We start from the raw sequence: 19,245 nt of genomic DNA on the forward strand, positions 1-19,245 counted from the left end.
AGCCACTGCGGAGCATTGGCGACCGACGACAACGCGGCGAGGTGCGTGCCCCGGCGCCGCGGACCCGGCAAAGATCCGCAAGACACGCCCTAGGTGCAATACCGGTGACTTTGGTGCGATTCGGTCGTTGGTTGGGTTGTGCCAAGGCCTGGACAGGTGAAGTCGCCGGCGAGTGATCGGCTCTCGGATCGGATCGCGTTGGGGGTGCTGACGCGGGCTTTTCCGCCCGAGTTGATCGATGAGGTGGTCGCCGAGTGCGGTCGGGTCGAACAGCGGCATCGGTTGCTGCCGGCGCGGGTGGTGGTCTACTTCGTCCTGGCGATGTGCCTGTTCTTCGGGCAGGGCTACGAGGAGGTCGCCCGACTGCTCGTCCAGGGGCTGGAGCGCGATGGCCGGTGGGCTCGGGCCTGGCGGGTGCCGACGACGGCGGCGATCGGCCGGGCGCGTCTTCGACTCGGGCCCGAGCCGTTGCGGGCCCTGTTCACCCGGGCCTGCCGGCCGGTGGCCGTCCGTGAGACGCAGGGCGCCTGGTACCGGAACTGGCGGCTGGTCGCGGTGGACGGCACCGTTTTCGACCTGCCGGACACGACGGCGAACACCGAGTTCTTCGGGAGGCCGGGCAGCAGCCGCGGTCAGGGCCGCAGCGCGTATCCGCAGGCGAGGGTCGCGGCCCTGGCCGAGTGCGGCACCCACGCCGTGTTCGCCGCCGAGATCGGACCGCTGTCCGTCCACGAGGCCGTCCTGGCCGAGCGGCTGTTCCCGGCGCTGGTCGAAGGCATGCTCGTGCTCGCCGACCGCGGGTTCTGCGGCCTGGACCTGTGGCGGGCGGCGAAGGCGGGCGGCGCCGACCTGCTGTGGCGGGTGCGGAGCGTGATCGTGCTGCCTGTGGTCGAGACGCTCGACGACGGCTCCTACCTTTCGGAGATCGTCACGGCGCGGGACCACTACCGGCGGGCGGATCCGGAGCGGGTGCGGGTCATCGAGTACACACTCGGCCCGGACGGCGGCGACGGCACCGTCTATCGACTGATCACCAGCATCCTGGATCCCGCCCGGGCCCCGGCCTCGGAACTCGCCGCCCTCTACGCCCAACGGTGGGAGATCGAGAACACGCTCGACGAGATCAAGAACCACCAGGGCGGCCCCGGGCTCGTCCTGCGCTCCCGGTATCCGCGCGGGGTTGAACAGGAGATCTTCGCATTCCTGCTGGTCCACCACGCCCTGCGAGACCTGATGCACCAGGCCGCCCTGCGAGACGGGCACGATCCCGACCGGATCTCCTTCACCCGCACCCTGCGCATCGTCCGCCGCCACGTCACCGGGCAGGCGGCGCTTTCCCCCCTCCCGACTCAACCGGGCCACCGCCCGGAGCCTGCGTGAGATCACCGAACGGCTCCTGCCCCCAAGGCGGTTGCGCTCCAACCCCCGCGTGATCAAACGCAAGATGTCGAACTGGGCACTCAAGCGTGCCGAGCACTCCAACCCACCGCGACCCGACACACCAACAGTCCGACTGGTCGGGCCGACCCGAGCCACCTCAACCAGCCGGAAACCAACCTAAATCACCGGTATTGGCCCTAGGTGTACTGACCACGGAGGTTGGTGACACGGTTCACGGTGTGGTGATCTTGAAATGAGTGAGGGCCTTCTGGCTCGGTGTGGATTGCGACATCTGCACCTACGACCAGAAAGGCCCTCGTGCCACACCGTAACGCACCGCTGACCGAGACCGGACGCCTGCGCCTGGCCCGCTGCGTGGTCGAGGACGGCTGGCCGCTGCGGCGGGCCGCCGAGCGCTTCCAGGTCTCGCCGACCACCGCGAAGCGCTGGGCCGACCGCTACAGAACGCTGGGCGAGGCCGGCCTGGCCGACCGTTCCTCACGGCCGCACCGCAGTCCGCGCAGGCTGCCGGCCCGCACCGAGCGGAGGATCGTCAAGGTCCGTGTCCTGCGCCGCTGGGGACCGGCCCGCATCGCCTACCTGCTCCACCTCAACCCGGCCACCGTCCACCGGGTCCTGGTCCGCTACCGCCTCGCCCGCCTGGCCCACCTCGACCGCGCCACGGGACGCCCGGTGCGGCGCTACGAACGCGCCGCACCGGGCGAGCTGGTCCACGTCGACATCAAGAAGCTCGGCAACATCCCCGACGGCGGCGGCCACAAGAGCCTCGGCCGCGAAGCGGGCCGCAAAAACCGGTCCAAAGCCGGCTACAGCTACCTGCACAACGCCCTCGACGACCACTCCCGCCTCGCCTACAGCGAGATCCTGCCCGACGAACGCAAGGAGACCGCGGCCGCGTTCTGGGCCCGCGCGAACACCTTCTTCGCCCGGGCCGGGATCACCGTCCAGCGCGTGCTGACCGACAACGGAGCCTGCTACAAGTCACATGCCTGGCGTGATGCCCTCGCCACCGAGGGCATCACGCACAAACGCACCCGCCCCTACCGCCCGCAGACCAACGGCAAGGTCGAACGCTTCAACCGCACCCTGCTCGACGAATGGGCCTACGCCAGGCCCTACCGCAGCGAGCAGGAACGCCGCGACGCCTACCCCGCCTGGCTCCACACCTACAATCACCACCGCGGACACACCGCACTCGCAGGCAAACCACCCGCCAGCCGCGTTCCCAACCTCTCAGATCAGAACACCTAGAGCGCCTGGTCCTCCTTCGCTCCCAGCACCGCCCGCAGCCGGGCCGTGCGCGGCGAGTCGGGGCCCTCCAGCGCCAGCAGCGCGGCCAGCACCTCCGCGGTCTGCGGGTCGTGCAGCGCCGTCGCCGCCGCCATCGCCACGAACTGGTCCACCAGCCACTCGCGCAGCTCGTCCACCGGCAGCGCCCGGCCCTCGTCGAGCCAGCTCAGCGAGGCCCCCTCGACCACCGCGATCCAGGAGCGCACCAGCAGCGTCAGCCGCGGCCCGGCCTGCCGCACCCCGAGGTGGCGCAGCGTCCGCCGCAGCGCCGCCCGCCGGACGTCGTCCACGATCGCCGAGGTGCGGGCCGTCTCCACCACCGAACCGCCGCGCAGCAGCGCCGAGTAGCCGGCGTCGTGCTCGGCGACGAAGGAGAAGTAGTGCTCCAGCACGGCGGAAAGCTGCTGGGTCGGGGTGCCGGCGGGCGGCACCGTGAAGCGGTCGGTGAGCTCCTCGGCCGCGCTGCGGAGCGCGGCCTCGTACAGCTGCTGCTTGCCGCCCGCGAAGTAGCGGTAGACCAGCGGCCGGGACGCCCCGGCGGCCTCGGCGACGTCGTCGAGGCCGACCTCGTCGGGCGGCCGGTGGGCGAACAGCTCCAGCGCCACCGCGATCAGCTGCTCGCGCCGCTGCTGTACCGGCAGCCGCCGGTACCCGGCGCGCCGGGACCGGGCGGCCGGCTCGGGGGCGGGCGGGACGGGCGCTGAGCTGGCTTCCATGGCGGCCAGCGTAACGGCCCCGGACCGGATGGGAGCCGGGTCTGCACCGATCTTCCGAACGGGCGTTTGCGCCCGTCCGGGACCCGTCCGGCTCCGTCCGGACGGCCGCCGACGGCCGGCTGCGGGTCCGCCGCCTCTCGCACATCCTCACGGGTCTCGGGCACGTCAGCGCCCCGCGGACCGGGCCCGCCTTCATTCTCTTCGTGTGCCAACTACCCCGTCGGGGTCCGGGCCGGGCGCCGTGGCAGCGCCGACCGCGCCGCCGGGGCGGAGATTGGCCGGTCCATGCCATCGGCAGGGGCTTGCAAACGGCGCCCGCCACGAAATGATGTCCGGATGGTTGAACTGATCAGCTCCGACGGCACCACACCCCGCAGTGTCGCCGATGCCTACGTCCGGGACCTTGCCGAAACCGACCCGCTGACCGCGGTCTACCTGGGCCTCAACCCCGAGGACGACCGCCTGCCCGACCTCTCCCCGGCCGGCGCCGAGGCGATCGCGGAACTCGGCCGCGCCACCCTGGCCCGGCTCGACGGGGCCGAGGCGGCGCTCGACGCCGCCGAGGCCTCCGGCACCCCCCGGGACGAGGCCGAACGGCGCTGCGCTCGCCTGCTGCGCGAGCGGCTCACCGCCGAACTCGCCGTCCACGACGCGGGCGAGCTCTACCGGGCCGTCCACAACCTGGGCTCCCCGGTGCACAACGTCCGCGATGTCTTCAGCCTGATGCCCACCGACACCGAGGAGCAGTGGCGGATCCTCGGCCGCCGCCTCGCCCGGGTGCCCGAGGCGCTCACCGGGTACCGCGCCACCCTCGCCGAGGGCATCGAGCGCGGCCTGCTGTCCGGCCCGCGCCAGGTCGCCACGGTGACCGGCCAGCTCGGCGAGTGGCTGGCCGGGGAGACCCCGGGCGGCTGGTTCGGCGGCCTGGTCGCGGACGCCCCCGAGGCGCTGCGCGAGGAACTGGCCGGTCACGCGGTGGCCGCCGCCGGGGCGGTCGCCGCCCTGCGCGACTGGCTGCGCGACGTCTACGGGCCGGCCGCCGCCGACGCCCCCGACACCGTCGGCCGCGAGCGCTACGGCCGCTGGGTGCGCTACTGGACCGGTGCGGACCTCGATCTCGACGAGGCCTACGCCTGGGCCTGGCAGGAGTTCCACGACCTGCTCGCCCAGATGCGGGTGGAGGCGGAGAAGGTGCGGCCGGGCGCCGAGCCGATGGAGGCGATGAAGTGGCTGGAGAGCGACGGCCCCGCGCGGATCGGCACCGAGGCCGCCCGTGAGTTCCTCCAGGGCCTGATGGACTCCGCGATCGCCGACCTCCAGGGCACCCACTTCGACCTGGCCGAGCCGGTCACCCGGGTCGAGTCGCGGATCGCCCCGGCCGGCAGCGCCGCCGCGCCGTACTACACCGCGCCGTCGCTGGACTTCAGCCGCCCCGGCCGCACCTGGCTGCCGGTCCTGGGCCGGGAGCGCTTCCCGGAGTGGGACCTGGTCTCGACCTGGTACCACGAGGGCGTCCCCGGCCACCACCTCCAGTTGGCGCAGTGGAACCACGTCGCCGACCGGCTCTCCACCTACCAGGTCAGCCTCGGCGGGGTGAGCGCCAACCAGGAGGGCTGGGCGCTGTACGCCGAGCGCCTGATGGACGAACTCGGCTACCTGACGGACCCCGGCCACCGGCTCGGCTACCTCAACGCCCAGATGATGCGGGCGCTGCGGGTGATCGTCGACATCGGCATGCACGCCGGCCTGGACTTCCCGGCGGACTCGCCGTACCGGGCGGGGGAGCGGGTCTCGCCGGAGGCCGCGCGGGAGTTCTTCGGCCTGTACTGCGGGCTGTCCGCCGACTTCCTGGACAGCGAGCTGGTCCGCTACCTGGGTCTGCCCGGCCAGGCGATCGGCTACAAGCTGGGCGAGCGGGCCTGGCTGCGCGGGCGCGCGGCGGCCCGGGCGGCGCACGAGGCGCGCGGCGAGGTGTTCGACCTCAAGGCCTGGCACATGGCGGCGCTGTCGCAGGGCTCGCTGGGCCTGGACGACCTGGTCGCGGAGCTCTCGGCGCTGTAGCCGCCGGGCCGCGGCGGTCGGCGGGCCCGGCACGAGGCCCCCGGGGACGGTCCCGGGGGCCTCGTGCCGGGGTCCCACACGCTCTGGTTCTTTGGTCCTGGTCCAACCGATTTGTACAGATTTTTCCTTGCCATTCGCCACCCCGCGCGTTTGGCTGGAAGGCGACTGCGTGACCTCTCCGCACCCCTACGGAAAGGCTCTCCCAGTGTCTGCCCAAGCCCAAGCCCCCACCGGTCATGCGGCGGCGGAGTCCCGTCGCTGGTGGGCCCTGGCGGTCATCGCCATCGCCCAGTTGATGATCGTCCTCGATATCACCATCGTGAACATCGCCCTCCCGTCGGCGCAGAAGGACCTCGGCATCTCGGACGCCGACCGGCAGTGGGTGATCACCGCCTACACGCTGGCCTTCGGCGGACTGCTGCTGCTCGGCGGCCGGCTCGGGGACCTCTTCGGCCGCAAGCGCGTCTTCATCGTCGGCCTGCTCGGCTTCGCCCTCGCCTCGGCGCTCGGCGGCGCCGCGAGCGGGTCGGCGATGCTGTTCGGCGCCCGCGCCCTGCAAGGCGCCTTCGGCGCGCTGCTCGCCCCCTCCGCGCTGGGCCTGCTCTCCACGACCTTCTCCGATCCCAAGGAACGGAGCACCGCCTTCGGCATCTTCGGCGCGATCGCCGGCGGCGGCGCCGCGATCGGCCTGCTGCTCGGCGGCGTGCTGACCGAGTACCTCAACTGGCGCTGGTGCCTGTTCGTCAACACCCCGATCGCGGTGGTGACCGCCTTCGCGGCGTTCTCCGTGCTGGAGCGCGACCACATCGGCAAGGGCACCCGGGTCAGGCTCGACCTGCCCGGCGCGCTGCTCGGCTGCGGCGGTCTGCTCGCCATCGTGTTCGGCACGTCCGAGGCGGTCACCCGGGGCTGGGGCGACTGGCTGGTGCTGGGCTCGCTGCTGCTCGGCGCGCTGCTGCTCGCGGTGTTCGTGCTGGTCGAGAAGCGGACCGCGCACGCCCTGCTGCCGCTGCACATCGTCGCCGACCGGAACCGGGGCGGCGGCGCCCTCTCGGTCGGCCTGGCGATGGTCGGCATGTTCGGCCTGTTCCTGTTCCTGACCTACTACCTCCAGGTGATCAAGGGCTTCTCGCCGGTCATGTCCGGCGTCTCCTTCCTGCCGATGACGGCCGCCATCGTCATCAGTTCGACGGCCATCGCGGCGCGGCTGATGACCCGCGTCCCGTCCCGCTACCTCATCGGGCCGGGGCTGCTGCTGGCCGCCGCAGGGATGGCCTGGCTGACCCAGATGCACGTGGGGAGCCCCTGGGCCGGCATGGTGCTGCCCGCCGAACTGCTGCTCGGCCTCGGCATGGGCCTGGTCTTCATGCCGTCGATGAGCCTGGCCACCCTCGGCGTCGCGCCGAACGAGGCGGGCGCGGCGTCGGCGACCATCAACTCGGCCCAGCAGGTCGGCGGCTCCTTCGGCACGGCGCTGCTGAACACCATCGCGGCCAGCGCCACCGCGAGCTGGCTGGCCGCCCGGATCGCCGGCGCCGGGGACCCCGCCGTCCAGGCCCAGGGCGCGGTCCACGGCTACGTGGTCGCCACCTGGGTGGCGATGGGCGTCCTGCTGCTGGCCGCGCTGATCGCGTTCGTGATGATCGACCACCGGCCGGCGCCGGGGGAGGCCACCGGGGCCACCGGTGACGCCGCCGGCGGGGCGGCGGCCGAGGCGGGTGCGCAGGCGCCGCAGACCCAGGCGCAGACCCCGGCCCACCAGCGGCAGCAGGCCAGATGAAATTTGCTGAAACCTCTTGCAGTCCACTCGCGGCGCCTGCTTGACTCCTCGTCACCATCCGGAGCAAGGAGGCGCCGCCGTGAACGGGTCCGACTACGAACCGCTGGTGGTGGGCGGGGCCGGCGTCGACACCTCCCACAGCGCCGCCTTCGGCGACACCGTCGCGGACCTCTACGCCGAGGCCGTCGCCGCCGCGTCGTCCTGACGCCCCGGGGCGGTGGGGCAACTCCGCCGCCCCCGGCGGGCCCGGAAAACGAATCAGGCCCAGTCCGGTGGCAACTCGCCACTGGCCTGGGCCTCTTCGGCACTTCTCGCGAAGTGCCCCCGGTAGGATTCGAACCTACGCACCCGCCTCCGGAGGGCGGTGCTCTATCCCCTGAGCTACGGGGGCTTGCTCGGTGTTGTCGTCGCGTTCGCTTCGACGTGGAGAACACTACCAGGCCCGGAGCGTGCTCCGTGCACGGGTTTCCGCGGGGGGCCGGGCGGGCGGGCCGGTGGAAGTGCGGAAAGGCCGGACGGGGCGGCGGGGCCGCCGATACCCTCGGTGAGGTGTCGGGAGTGTCCGGGCGGGTCCTCGTGGTGGACGACAGCGAGGTGATCCGCCAGCTGATCAGGGTCAACCTGGAGCTCGAGGGCTTCGAGGTGGTGACCGCCGCCGACGGTGCCGAGTGCCTGGAGGTGGTCCGCCGGGTGCGGCCCGACGTGGTGACGCTGGACGTGATGATGCCGCGGCTCGACGGCCTGCGGACCGCGGCCCGGCTGCGGGCGGCGCCGGGGACGCGGCTGCTGCCGATCGCGATCGTGAGCGCCTGCACGCCGGCCGACCTGGACCTGGGGGAGTCGGTCGGGGTGGACGGCTACCTCGGCAAGCCCTTCGACCCGGCGGACCTGGTGGCACTGGTGCGGCGGCTGGTGGATCTCGGCCGGGACCAGGACGACGGCCCCGTCGGTGGATTTCGCCCTCAGCGAACAGATCGGGGCGATCGAGGCTGAGCGACGGTGTCCGGCGCCTCAACGGCCAAACCGAGTGGCGGGTGCCCTCCCCCTCTCGCCTACGCTTGGCGTCGTGACCCCCGCAGAGCTTTCCCAGGCAGTCCAGGCCGCAGTGAGCGCCGCCGTCGAGGCGGGCGAGCTGGCCGTCGCCGTGCCCGAGCACGTGACGGTCGAGCGGCCCAAGAACAGGGACCACGGCGACTACGCGACCAACGTGGCCCTCCAGCTCGCCAAGGCGGCCGGCAAGCCGCCGCGAGCCGTTGCCGAGGTGCTGGCCGACCGCCTGCGAGGGATCACCGGCGTCGCCAAGGTCGACATCGCCGGCCCGGGCTTCCTGAACATCACCCTGGACACCGCCACCCAGGGCGAGCTGGCCCGCACCATCGTCGAGGCGGGCGCGGGCTACGGCCGCAACGAGGCGCTCAAGGGCCTGCGGATCAACCTGGAGTTCGTCTCCGCCAACCCGACCGGCCCGATCCACATCGGCGGCGTCCGCTGGGCCGCCGTCGGCGACTCGCTGGCCCGGGTGCTGCGCGCCTCCGGCGCCGACGTCACCACCGAGTACTACCTCAACGACGCCGGCGTGCAGATCACCAAGTTCGCCGCCTCGCTCCAGGCCGCCGCGAACGGCCGCGAGGTGCCGGAGGGCGGCTACGTCGGCGAGTACATCGTCGACATCGCCAAGGCGATCACCGGGGCCGTCCCCGGTCTGCTGGAGAAGTCCGAGGACGAGCAGCTCCAGGTCTTCCGCACCGAGGGCCTCAAGCTCATGGTCGCCGAGATCAAGCGCTCGATGGACGAGTTCGGCACCCACTTCGACGTCTGGTTCTCGGAGAGGTCGCTGCACGACTCGGGCGCCGTCGGCGAGTCCATCGAGCGGCTGCGCGAGCAGGGCCACGTCTTCGAGCAGGACGGCGCCATCTGGCTGCGCACCACCGACTTCGGCGACGACAAGGACCGCGTCCTGGTCAAGGCCGACGGCGACACCACCTACTTCGCCGCCGACGCCGCCTACTACCTCTCCAAGCGCGACCGCGGCGCCGAGGTCTCGGTCTACATGCTGGGCGCGGACCACCACGGCTACGTCAACCGCCTCAAGGCCATCGCCGCCTGCGCGGGCGACGACATGGACCGCAACATCGAGGTCCGGATCGGCCAGTTCGTGAAGATGCTGCGCGACGGCGAGGAGGTCCGCATGTCCAAGCGGGCCGGCAACATCATCACGATCGACGACGTCGTCGAGTGGATCGGCGTGGACGCGGCCCGCTACACCCTGGCGCGGTCCTCCACCGACTCCACCATCACCCTCGACATCAACGTGCTGACCAGCCAGACCAACGAGAACCCGGTCTTCTACGTCCAGTACGCGCACGCCCGGATGTGCTCGGTCCAGCGCAAGGCGGGCGAGCTGGGCATCACCCGGTCCGCCGATTTCAAACCCGAACTGCTCGCCACCGAGTGGGAGTCCGACCTGCTCGGCCAGCTCGGCGAGTTCCCGCGCGTCCTGGCGACGGCCGGCGAGCTGCGCGAGCCGCACCGGGTCGCCCGCTACCTGGAGGAGCTGGCGGGCAAGTACCACCGCTTCTACGACAACTGCCAGATCCTGCCGAAGGGCGACGACGAGGCCACCGACCTCACGCACGCCCGGCTCTGGCTGGCCGACGCGACACGCACGGTCATCGCGAACGGCCTGACGCTGCTGGGCGTCTCGGCGCCCGAGCGGATGTAGGCACCACCCCCATGTGCACAGCGGGGGCGGCGGACGGTCAACGGGGACCGTCGCCGCCCCTCGCCATAGGTCGAGGAAACCAACGACATGTCTCGCTCCGCACACCCCGCAGGTCCCCGGCACGGCGACGTGCTGCCCGAAGGCCACTACCAGGCGCCGCCGAGCGACCTGAACGCGCTCGACCCCAAGGTCTGGTCGCGCACCGTCGCCCGTGACGCCGAGGGCGTGGTCACCGTCGGCGGCGTCGACGTCAAGCGGCTGGCCGCCGAGTTCGGCACCCCGGCGTACGTCATGGACGAGGCCGACTTCCGGGCCCGGGCGCGCGCCTGGCGCGAGGCGTTCGGCACGGACGCCGACGTCTTCTACGCGGGCAAGGCCTTCCTCTCCAAGGCCGTCGTGCGCTGGCTGCACGAGGAGGGTCTCAACCTGGACGTGTGCAGCCCGGGCGAGCTGACCGTGGCGCTGGCCGCCGGGATGCCGCCGGAGCGGATCGCGCTGCACGGCAACAACAAGTCGGTGGACGAACTCGAACACGCGGTGAAGTCCGGGGTCGGGCACATCGTCGTCGACTCCTACGAGGAGATCGAGCGGCTCGCGGCGATCGCCGGCCGGCAGGGCGTGCGCCAGCCGGTGCTGATCCGGATCACCGTCGGCGTCGAGGCGCACACCCACGAGTTCATCGCCACCGCGCACGAGGACCAGAAGTTCGGCCTCTCGCTGACCGGGGGAGCGGCCGCCGAGGCGGTCCGCCGGGTGCTGGCGCACGGCGCGAGCCTGGAACTGCGCGGCATCCACTCGCACATCGGCTCGCAGATCTTCGACACCGCCGGCTTCGAGGTGGCCGCCCGCCGGGTGGTCGGCCTGCTGGCGTCGATCCGCGACGAGCACGGCGTCGAACTGCCCGAGATCGACCTCGGCGGCGGCCTCGGCATCGCCTACACCAGCGAGGACGACCCGCGCGAGCCGGCCGAGATCGCCGCCGCGCTGGCCGACATCGTGCGCCGCGAGTGCGCCGCCGCGAACCTGACCGCCCCCCGGCTGAGCGTGGAGCCGGGCCGGGCGATCGTCGGCCCGACCGCGTTCACCCTGTACGAGGTGGGCACCGTCAAGCCGCTGGAGGGCCTGCGCACCTACGTCAGCGTGGACGGCGGGATGTCCGACAACATCCGCACCGCGCTGTACGACGCCGAGTACTCGGTGGCCCTGGTGTCGCGCACCAGCGACGCCGCCCCGATGCTGGTGCGGGTGGTCGGCAAGCACTGCGAGTCCGGCGACATCGTCGTCCGGGACGCCTTCCTGCCGGCCGACCTCGCCCCGGGCGACCTCATCGCGGTGCCCGCCACCGGCGCGTACTGCCGCTCCATGGCGAGCAACTACAACCACGCCCTCAAGCCTCCCGTGCTCGCCGTCCAGGACGGCGCGGCCCGGGTGATCGTCCGGCGCGAGACGGAGGAGGATCTCCTGCGTCTCGATATCGGATGACGAAATCCTCGTCTCAGATCATGGAACGACCGTAGATCCGTACGGAAAGTCCCGGAGACTGGTGGAGACCGAAAGTCCGGCGGGCCCCCGAAAATCCCGCCGGAACGACCGAAGTACGAATGCAGAGCGGAGTCGGATGATGCGTACGCGGCCGCTGAAGGTGGCGTTGCTGGGCTGTGGTGTGGTGGGCTCCGAGGTGGCGCGCATCATGACGACAGACGCCGCCGACCTCGCCGCGCGCATCGGCGCGCCGGTCGAGCTCGCCGGCATCGCGGTCCGCCGGGCGGGCCGCCCCCGCCCGGGGGTTCCCGAGCACCTGCTGACCACCGATGCCGAGGCCCTGGTGAACCGGGGCGACATCGACGTGGTGATCGAGGTCGTGGGCGGCATCGAGCCGTCCAAACACCTCATCCTGTCGGCGTTCAAGCAGGGCGCCTCGGTGGTCAGCGCGAACAAGGCGCTGCTCGCCAAGGACGGCACCGAGCTGCACGCGGCGGCCGCCGAGGCCGGCGTGGACCTCTACTACGAGGCCGCGGTGGCCGGTGCGATCCCGCTGCTGCGCCCGCTGCGCGAGTCGCTGGCCGGCGACCGGGTCAACCGGGTGCTCGGCATCGTCAACGGCACCACCAACTTCATCCTCGACAAGATGGACTCCACCGGCGCCGGGTACTCGGAGGCGCTGGAGGAGGCCACCGCGCTCGGCTACGCCGAGGCCGACCCGACCGCCGACGTGGAGGGCTTCGACGCCGCCGCCAAGGCCGCGATCCTGGCCGGCATCGCCTTCCACACCAAGGTGACCGCGGCGGACGTCTACCGCGAGGGCCTCACCGAGGTCACCGCCGCCGACATCGCCTCCGCCAAGGCGATGGGCTGCGTGGTCAAGCTGCTGGCGATCTGCGAGCGGGCCGCCGACGGCGAGTCGGTCACCGCGCGCGTCCACCCGGCGATGATCCCGCTGTCGCACCCGCTGGCCTCGGTCCGCGAGGCGTACAACGCGGTGTTCGTGGAGGCCGAGGCGGCCGGCCGGCTGATGTTCTACGGCCCGGGGGCGGGCGGCGCGCCGACCGCCTCCGCGGTCCTCGGCGACCTCGTCGCGGTCTGCCGCAACAAGCTCGCCGGTGCCACCGGCCCCGGCGACTCGGTGTACACCAGGCTGCCGGCCAAGCCGATGGACGAGGTCGTCACCCGCTACCACGTCAGCCTGGACGTCGACGACCGCGCGGGCGTGCTCGCCCAGGTCGCCTCCGTCTTCGCCGAGCACGGCGTCTCCATCGACACCGTGCGCCAGCAGGGCCGCGACGGCGACGCCTCGCTCGTCGTGGTCACCCACCGCGCCACCGACGCCGCGCTGTCGGCGACGGTGGACAAGCTCCGCGCACTCGACAGCGTGCGCGACGTGGCCAGCATCATGCGGGTCGAAGGGGAATAGGAACAGATGATGAGCAGCGTTGCCGAGAACGCCGCCGCCCGTGGCACCCACACCCACCAGTGGCGTGGCCTGATCGAGGAGTACCGGGACCGCCTGCCGGTCAGCGCGGCGACCCCGGTGGTCACCCTGCTGGAGGGCGGCACCCCGCTGGTCCCCGCCCAGGTGCTCTCCGAGCGCACCGGCTGCGAGGTCTACCTCAAGGTCGAGGGCGCCAACCCGACCGGGTCCTTCAAGGACCGCGGCATGACGATGGCCATCTCCAAGGCGAAGGAGGACGGCGCCCAGGCCGTCATCTGCGCCTCCACCGGCAACACCTCGGCCTCCGCCGCCGCCTACGCGGTGCGGGCCGGGATGGTGTCGGCGGTGCTCGTCCCGCAGGGCAAGATCGCCCTCGGCAAGATGGGCCAGGCGCTGGTGCACGGCGCGAAGATCCTCCAGGTGGACGGGAACTTCGACGACTGCCTCACCCTTGCGCGTGAACTGTCCGAGAAGTACCCGGTGGCGCTGGTCAACTCGGTGAACCCGGTCCGGATCGAGGGTCAGAAGACCGCCGCCTTCGAGATCGTCGACATGCTCGGCGACGCGCCGGACATCCACGTGCTGCCGGTCGGCAACGCGGGCAACATCACCGCGTACTGGAAGGGCTACCGCGAGTACGCGGCGGACGGCCTGGCCGCCCGCACCCCGCGGATGTGGGGCTTCCAGGCCTCCGGCTCGGCCCCGATCGTGGACGGCGCCCCGGTGCTCAAGCCGCAGACCATCGCCACCGCGATCCGGATCGGCAACCCGGCCTCCTGGGACTACGCGCTCGCCGCGCGGGACGAGTCGGGCGGCCTCATCGACAAGGTGACCGACCGTCAGATCCTTTCCGCCTACCGCCTGTTGGCCTCCCAGGAGGGCGTCTTCGTGGAGCCCGCCTCGGCCGCCTCGGTGGCCGGCCTGCTGGCCAAGGCGGAGGCCGGCCTGGTCGACCCGGGCCAGCGGATCGTCTGCACCGTGACCGGCAACGGCCTCAAGGACCCCGACTGGGCGGTGGCCGGCGCGCCGCAGCCGCAGATCGTCCCGATCGACCCCGAGGCCGCCGCCCGGCGCCTGGGCCTGCTCGACTAGCCCCACCCGACCCGGGGGCCCGTCCCCCACCGGGCCGACCCTTTCGGGGGTCGGCCCGGTTTACGTTCTTGACTGACACTTTTGTGTCAATTCACCGGCGCTTTCCGATCCGATTCCCGCACGCATTCCGGCCAGAAGCGGCAACACACCAGACCGAAGGCCCACGGGGTGTACCGCTGTGGAACCTCTCTTCGATACTCTGGGTCCGGCCGTGTGGCACATGCCCCGGGTCCGGCCCCGTCGGGGGCCGCACCATCGACTGTGACCGTCCGCCCCGGCCGGGGCCCGCGGCCCCACCCCCACCCTCGCACCGACGCGCTTCGCGCCGCCCGATTTCCCCAGGAGAGTCCACCGCATGGCCGGTCCTGCGTTCCGTGCCGCCGCCGTCCGGGTCCGGGTTCCCGCGACCAGTGCCAACCTCGGCCCGGGTTTCGACGCCTTCGGACTCGCGCTGGGTCTGTACGACGACGTGGTCGTCCGGGTCGCCGACTCCGGACTCTCCGTCGACATCGCCGGCGAGGGTGCCGACACCCTGCCGAGGGACGAGCGCCACCTGCTGGTCCGCTCGATGCGCGCCGCCTTCGACCGCCTCGGCGGCCAGCCGCGCGGCCTCGAAGTGGTCTGCGCCAACCGGATACCGCACGGCCGCGGCCTGGGCTCCTCGTCCGCCGCGATCTGCGCCGGCATCGTCGCCGCCCGGGCCGTCACCATCGGCGGCCCGTCCGCCCTGGACGACGACGCCCTGCTGGCCCTCGCCTCCGAGCTGGAGGGCCACCCGGACAACGTGGCGGCCTGCCTGCGGGGCAACTTCACCGTGGCCTGGACCGAGGAGGACACCGCCCGGGCGATCGCCCTGGAGCCGGCCGCCGAGGTCGTCCCGGTGGTGTTCGTCCCGGCCACCGAGGTGCTCACCGAGACCGCCCGCGGCCTGCTGCCCAGGACCGTCCCGCTGGCCGACGCCGCCGCCAACGCCGGCCGCTCCGCGCTGCTGGTCGAGGCGCTGACCCGCCGGCCGGACCTGCTGCTGACCGCCACCGAGGACCGGATCCACCAGGACTACCGGGCCTCCGCGATGCCGGACAGTGCCGCCCTGGTGGCCGCGCTGCGCGCCGAGGGCGTGCCCGCGGTGATCTCCGGCGCCGGCCCGACCGTGCTCGCGCTCACCGACGAGGCCGGGGTGCAGAAGGTCCTGGGCTTCGCCGGCGACCACGGCTCCGGCGGCCCGGTGTTCGCCGCGCACCGGCTGGAACTCGACCGGACCGGCGCCGCGGTGCTCCCGCTCGACGTCTGAGCACGCCGTCCGGGCCGGGCCGTCCGGACACGATTGGCAAGCGCAAGGCTGGGGAATGTCTGAGGGGGTCGGTAGTGTTAACCTCATTGCTGCACCAGGTGCCCTCCGGGGCTCGGTGCGCCGCGTCCCGATCCCAGCACTCCGCACCAGCGGAGTCCCGGCGATGTACGGGGCGACGATTCTCCGGGAGCCCACCGCAGCGCGTACGCAGCCTGCCTGCGCGACTTGCGGCCGCATCCCGAAGCCGTGACGGCACCTGACTCCCACCCGCGGCCTCCCACCTAGAGGCCAGGACGGGCGGAGCGCGGGCCACCGTCACGCGACGGGGGCCCGGGATTCGCAGGCAGCGTGGGGGCACCTCCCGGCCGGCGGCCGGGGGGAGGGTCGTGACACGACCGTCCCGCCACGCCACTCAGCACCACCGTGCTTCTAGCACCGCACCTCGCAGCCCTCTCCCGACTGGCACCCAGCGCCATTCGGGGGATCACCGCCTCGGACCGACGCAGTCGAGCGTTGGTCAGGACAGCACAACCGGTCGCCGAGCCAGACAGGCCGACGTCCGCTCCAGGGAAGGACCCTTAGTGAGCGACACCACCGATCTGATGGGCGCGCGCCCGGACGCCGACGCGTCGGACGCAGCCGCCGCACCCGCGGCCCCGGCGCGGCGCCGTCGTACCGCCGCCGCGGGCCTGGACGGCATGGTCCTGGCCGAGCTGCAGAAGCTCGCCGCGGACCTGGGCATCACCGGTACCGGACGCATGCGCAAGAGCCAGCTGATCGAGACCATCAAGGAGAAGAGCGGCGGCGACCCGCTGCTCGCCGGCGCCACCGCCGCTCCGGCCGCCAAGCGCGCCGCGAAGGCCGAGGCCGCCGAGCCGGCCGAGAAGCCGGCCCGCCGGACCAGCAAGGCCGCCGCCGCCCGGGCCGAGGCCCCGGCCGCCGCCGCCGAGGCGCAGGCCCAGATCGAGATCCCGGTCCAGGCCGCCGCCGAGACCGCCGCGCCCGCCCGCACCGAGCGCACCCGCCGCCGGGCCACCTCGGCCGCCGGCGCCCCGGTCGCCGAGACCGCCGCCGAGGCGCCCGCCGCCGTGGTGACCGAGGCCAAGCCGGCCGAGGCCCGCACCGAGGGCGCCCGCGCCTTCGAGGGCCGCGAGGAGGGCCGCGAGACCCGCCGCGACCGCCGTGAGCGCCGTGAGCGCCGCGACGGCGGCGAGCGCGAGGGCCGCCAGGAGACCGCCGAGGCCCAGGCCGGCCAGGACGGCGAGGGGCGCGAGTCGCGCCGCGACCGCCGCAACCGGCGTGACCGCGCCGAGCGCCAGCCCCAGCAGCAGGCCGCCCAGAGCGAGGCCCAGCCGAGCCGCCAGGGCGGCCAGCAGGCCCAGCCGCAGGCGCAGCAGCAGGGCGGCTTCGAGGACGACGAGTACGGCGACGGCCGCCGCGGCCGCCGGGGCCGCTACCGCGACCGCCGGGGCCGTGGCCGCCGCGAGGGCTTCGAGACGGGCGGCGGCACCGAGCCGCAGATCGGCGAGGACGACGTCCTGATCCCGGTCGCGGGCATCCTCGACATCCTCGACAACTACGCGTTCGTGCGTACCTCCGGCTACCTGCCGGGCCAGAACGACGTCTACGTCTCGCTCGCCCAGGTCCGCAAGAACGGCCTGCGCAAGGGCGACGCCATCACCGGCGCGGTGCGCCAGCCGCGCGAGGGCGAGCGCCGCGAGAAGTTCAACGCCATGGTGCGGCTGGACTCGGTCAACGGCATGGACCCGGAGAGCGGCCGCGGCCGCCCCGAGTTCAACAAGCTGACCCCGCTCTACCCGCAGGAGCGGCTGCGCCTGGAGACCGACCCGGGCGTGCTGACCACCCGGATCATCGACCTGGTGTCGCCGATCGGCAAGGGCCAGCGCGGTCTGATCGTCGCGCCGCCGAAGACCGGCAAGACGATGGTGCTCCAGGCGGTCGCCAACGCGATCACCCACAACAACCCCGAGTGCCACCTGATGGTCGTCCTGGTCGACGAGCGTCCGGAGGAGGTCACCGACATGCAGCGGTCGGTGAAGGGCGAGGTCATCTCCTCGACCTTCGACCGCCCGGCGGAGGACCACACCACCGTCGCCGAGCTGGCCATCGAGCGCGCCAAGCGCCTGGTGGAGCTGGGCCACGACGTGGTGATCCTGCTGGACTCGATCACCCGTCTGGGCCGCGCCTACAACCTGGCGGCGCCGGCCTCCGGCCGCATCCTGTCCGGCGGTGTCGACTCGACCGCGCTGTACCCGCCGAAGAAGTTCTTCGGCGCCGCGCGCAACATCGAGAACGGCGGCTCGCTGACCATCCTGGCCACCGCGCTGGTCGAGACCGGCTCGCGGATGGACGAGGTGATCTTCGAGGAGTTCAAGGGCACCGGCAACATGGAGCTCAAGCTCGACCGGAAGCTCTCGGACAAGCGCATCTTCCCGGCCGTCGACGTGGACGCCTCCAGCACCCGCAAGGAGGAGATCCTGCTCGGCAGCGAGGAGCTCGCCATCGTCTGGAAGCTGCGCCGGGTGCTGCACGCGCTCGACTCGCAGCAGGCGATCGAGCTGCTGCTGGACAAGATGAAGCAGACCAAGAGCAACGCCGAGTTCCTGATGCAGATCGCCAAGACGACCCCCGGGTCGGGCGACTGACGCCGTAGGACACGTCGAAGCACACCCGGGCCCCGGACCGCGCGAAGCGGTCCGGGGCCCGTTGCCGTTCCCGGTACGGTTTGTTCCAGACTCGGGACGTATTGGGGCCTTTTCGGCAGCTTGTCCGATTTACTCTGGACCGTATGGCCGAACACAAGAGGGTCCCGAGCCGCCGTCGCAAGCTCCTGCGCGCGGCCGCGTGCGCCGTCGCCGCCCTCGTCGTGCTGGGGGCCGGGGCGGCCGGGTACGCCTACCTGCGGCTGGACGGCAACCTCAAGAGCGTCGACATCGACGCCCGGCTCGGCACCGCCCGCCCGCCGGCCGCCACCGACGGCTCCTTCAACCTGCTGGTGCTCGGCTCCGACTCGCGCTCCGGCGGCAACGCGGACCTCGCCGGCGGCGACACCGGCGGCACCGCCCGCTCGGACACCGCGATGGTGGTGCACATCAGCCAGGACCACTCGCGCGCCGACGTGGTGTCCATCCCGCGCGACACCCTCGTCGCGCGCCCCGAGTGCACGAACCCGCAGGGCAAGGCGGTGCCGGCCGCCAAGCGCGCGATGTTCAACAGCGCCTACGAGGCCGGCGGCGCGGCCTGCGCGGTCAAGACCGTGGAACAGCTCAGCGGGCTGCGGATGGACCACTACGTCGAAGTGGACTTCGACGGCTTCGCCCGGCTGGTGGACGCGATGGGCGGGGTCACCGTGACCACCACGGTGGCCATCCACGACAAGGACAGCGGCCTGGACCTCCCGGCCGGCGAGCACCACCTGGACGGGCAGCAGGCGCTCGCCTTCGTCCGCACCCGGCACGGCGTCGGCGACGGCAGCGACCTCGGCCGGATCGAGCTGCAGAAGCAGATGGTCCGCTCGCTGCTCCGGCAGGCCGGCGGCATCGGGCTGCTGGGCAACCCGGTCAAGCTCTGGTCGGTCGGCGACACGCTGACCCGCTCGATCACCACCGACTCCGCGCTCGCCTCGGTCAACTCGCTGGTCGGACTGGCCCAGCAGCTCAAGGGCATCGGGCCGGACCAGCTCGCCATGGTCACCCTGCCGGTGGCGGCGGCCCCGGGGGCCCCGGACCGGGTGGTCCAGCGCCAGCCCCAGGCGGACCGGCTCTGGGCGGCCCTCAAGGCCGATCTGCCGGTGCCGGCGGAGGTGGTCGCCACCCAGCCGCAGAACCCCGCCCAGGCCACTCCCACGGCGCCCGCCACGGCCCCGGCGAAGGCGCCCGCCAAGCGTCCCTGAGGCGCCCCGCAGGGGCCGGCGGGAGGCCGGCGGGGGGCCCCGCGGCGGGC

General features: G+C 72.8%; 14 protein-coding genes and 1 tRNA gene. 13 read left to right on the top strand and 2 right to left on the bottom strand.

The window, feature by feature from the left end; genetic code table 11:
• The first annotated feature begins 138 nt into the window (after positions 1–138).
• Positions 139–1,380, top strand: a complete 1,242-nt coding sequence (locus ACFZBX_RS26300) for an IS4 family transposase (RefSeq protein WP_391536254.1) — start codon at positions 139–141, stop codon at positions 1,378–1,380.
• Between the two features lie 318 nt (positions 1,381–1,698).
• Complete coding sequence (locus ACFZBX_RS26305) at positions 1,699–2,652, top strand: IS481 family transposase (RefSeq protein WP_391536255.1); 954 nt, start codon at positions 1,699–1,701, stop codon at positions 2,650–2,652.
• Here ACFZBX_RS26305 and ACFZBX_RS26310 read toward each other — a convergent pair.
• The gene (locus ACFZBX_RS26310) at positions 2,649–3,407 is read right to left on the bottom strand and encodes a TetR/AcrR family transcriptional regulator (RefSeq protein WP_391536256.1); all 759 of its coding nucleotides are present in this window, start codon (positions 3,405–3,407) and stop codon (positions 2,649–2,651) included. The two genes, ACFZBX_RS26305 and ACFZBX_RS26310, sit on opposite strands and share 4 nt — an antisense overlap.
• A gap of 336 nt (positions 3,408–3,743) precedes the next feature.
• Here ACFZBX_RS26310 and ACFZBX_RS26315 point away from each other — a divergent pair, with 336 nt between their 5' ends.
• The 3 genes from ACFZBX_RS26315 to ACFZBX_RS26325 all read left to right on the top strand — a co-directional run bounded on the left by ACFZBX_RS26315 (position 3,744) and on the right by ACFZBX_RS26325 (position 7,453).
• The gene (locus ACFZBX_RS26315) at positions 3,744–5,468 is read left to right on the top strand and encodes a DUF885 domain-containing protein (RefSeq protein WP_391536257.1); all 1,725 of its coding nucleotides are present in this window, start codon (positions 3,744–3,746) and stop codon (positions 5,466–5,468) included.
• Between the two features lie 205 nt (positions 5,469–5,673).
• Entirely contained in the window at positions 5,674–7,248 is a 1,575-nt protein-coding gene (locus ACFZBX_RS26320; RefSeq protein WP_391536258.1) for an MFS transporter, read from the top strand.
• 79 nt (positions 7,249–7,327) lie between these two features.
• Positions 7,328–7,453, top strand: a complete 126-nt coding sequence (locus ACFZBX_RS26325; protein WP_391536259.1) for a hypothetical protein — start codon at positions 7,328–7,330, stop codon at positions 7,451–7,453.
• Positions 7,454–7,567: 114 nt separating this feature from the next.
• On the opposite strand, the gene ACFZBX_RS26330 is transcribed toward ACFZBX_RS26325, so the two are convergent.
• Positions 7,568–7,639: transfer RNA gene (locus ACFZBX_RS26330), tRNA-Arg, on the bottom strand.
• A 158-nt stretch (positions 7,640–7,797) separates the two neighbouring features.
• On the opposite strand from ACFZBX_RS26330, the gene ACFZBX_RS26335 reads away from it, so the two are divergent.
• The 8 genes from ACFZBX_RS26335 to ACFZBX_RS26370 all read left to right on the top strand — a co-directional run bounded on the left by ACFZBX_RS26335 (position 7,798) and on the right by ACFZBX_RS26370 (position 19,195).
• Positions 7,798–8,241, top strand: a complete 444-nt coding sequence (locus tag ACFZBX_RS26335) for a response regulator (protein WP_391536260.1) — start codon at positions 7,798–7,800, stop codon at positions 8,239–8,241.
• A 73-nt stretch (positions 8,242–8,314) separates the two neighbouring features.
• Positions 8,315–9,970: an arginine--tRNA ligase gene (argS, locus tag ACFZBX_RS26340; RefSeq protein ID WP_391536261.1), complete on the top strand. Its 1,656-nt coding sequence runs from the start codon at positions 8,315–8,317 to the stop codon at positions 9,968–9,970.
• Positions 9,971–10,057: 87 nt separating this feature from the next.
• Positions 10,058–11,452, top strand: a complete 1,395-nt coding sequence (lysA, locus tag ACFZBX_RS26345; protein ID WP_391536262.1) for a diaminopimelate decarboxylase — start codon at positions 10,058–10,060, stop codon at positions 11,450–11,452.
• Between the two features lie 136 nt (positions 11,453–11,588).
• Positions 11,589–12,881, top strand: a complete 1,293-nt coding sequence (locus ACFZBX_RS26350; RefSeq protein WP_391536263.1) for a homoserine dehydrogenase — start codon at positions 11,589–11,591, stop codon at positions 12,879–12,881.
• Positions 12,882–12,890: 9 nt separating this feature from the next.
• The gene (gene thrC / locus ACFZBX_RS26355) at positions 12,891–13,991 is read left to right on the top strand and encodes a threonine synthase (RefSeq protein ID WP_391536264.1); all 1,101 of its coding nucleotides are present in this window, start codon (positions 12,891–12,893) and stop codon (positions 13,989–13,991) included.
• 355 nt (positions 13,992–14,346) lie between these two features.
• Positions 14,347–15,282, top strand: coding sequence for a homoserine kinase (gene thrB, locus ACFZBX_RS26360; RefSeq protein WP_391536265.1), 936 nt, complete (start codon positions 14,347–14,349; stop codon positions 15,280–15,282).
• Positions 15,283–15,863: 581 nt separating this feature from the next.
• Positions 15,864–17,948 (top strand): transcription termination factor Rho, encoded by a 2,085-nt coding sequence (gene rho / locus ACFZBX_RS26365; RefSeq protein ID WP_391536266.1) that lies wholly within the window; start codon positions 15,864–15,866, stop codon positions 17,946–17,948.
• Positions 17,949–18,091: 143 nt separating this feature from the next.
• Complete coding sequence (locus ACFZBX_RS26370) at positions 18,092–19,195, top strand: LCP family protein (RefSeq protein ID WP_391536267.1); 1,104 nt, start codon at positions 18,092–18,094, stop codon at positions 19,193–19,195.
• The last annotated feature ends 50 nt before the right edge of the window (positions 19,196–19,245 follow it).

This window comes from Kitasatospora sp. NPDC008115 (assembly GCF_042957205.1).
In the GTDB taxonomy this organism is placed as follows: domain Bacteria; phylum Actinomycetota; class Actinomycetes; order Streptomycetales; family Streptomycetaceae; genus Kitasatospora.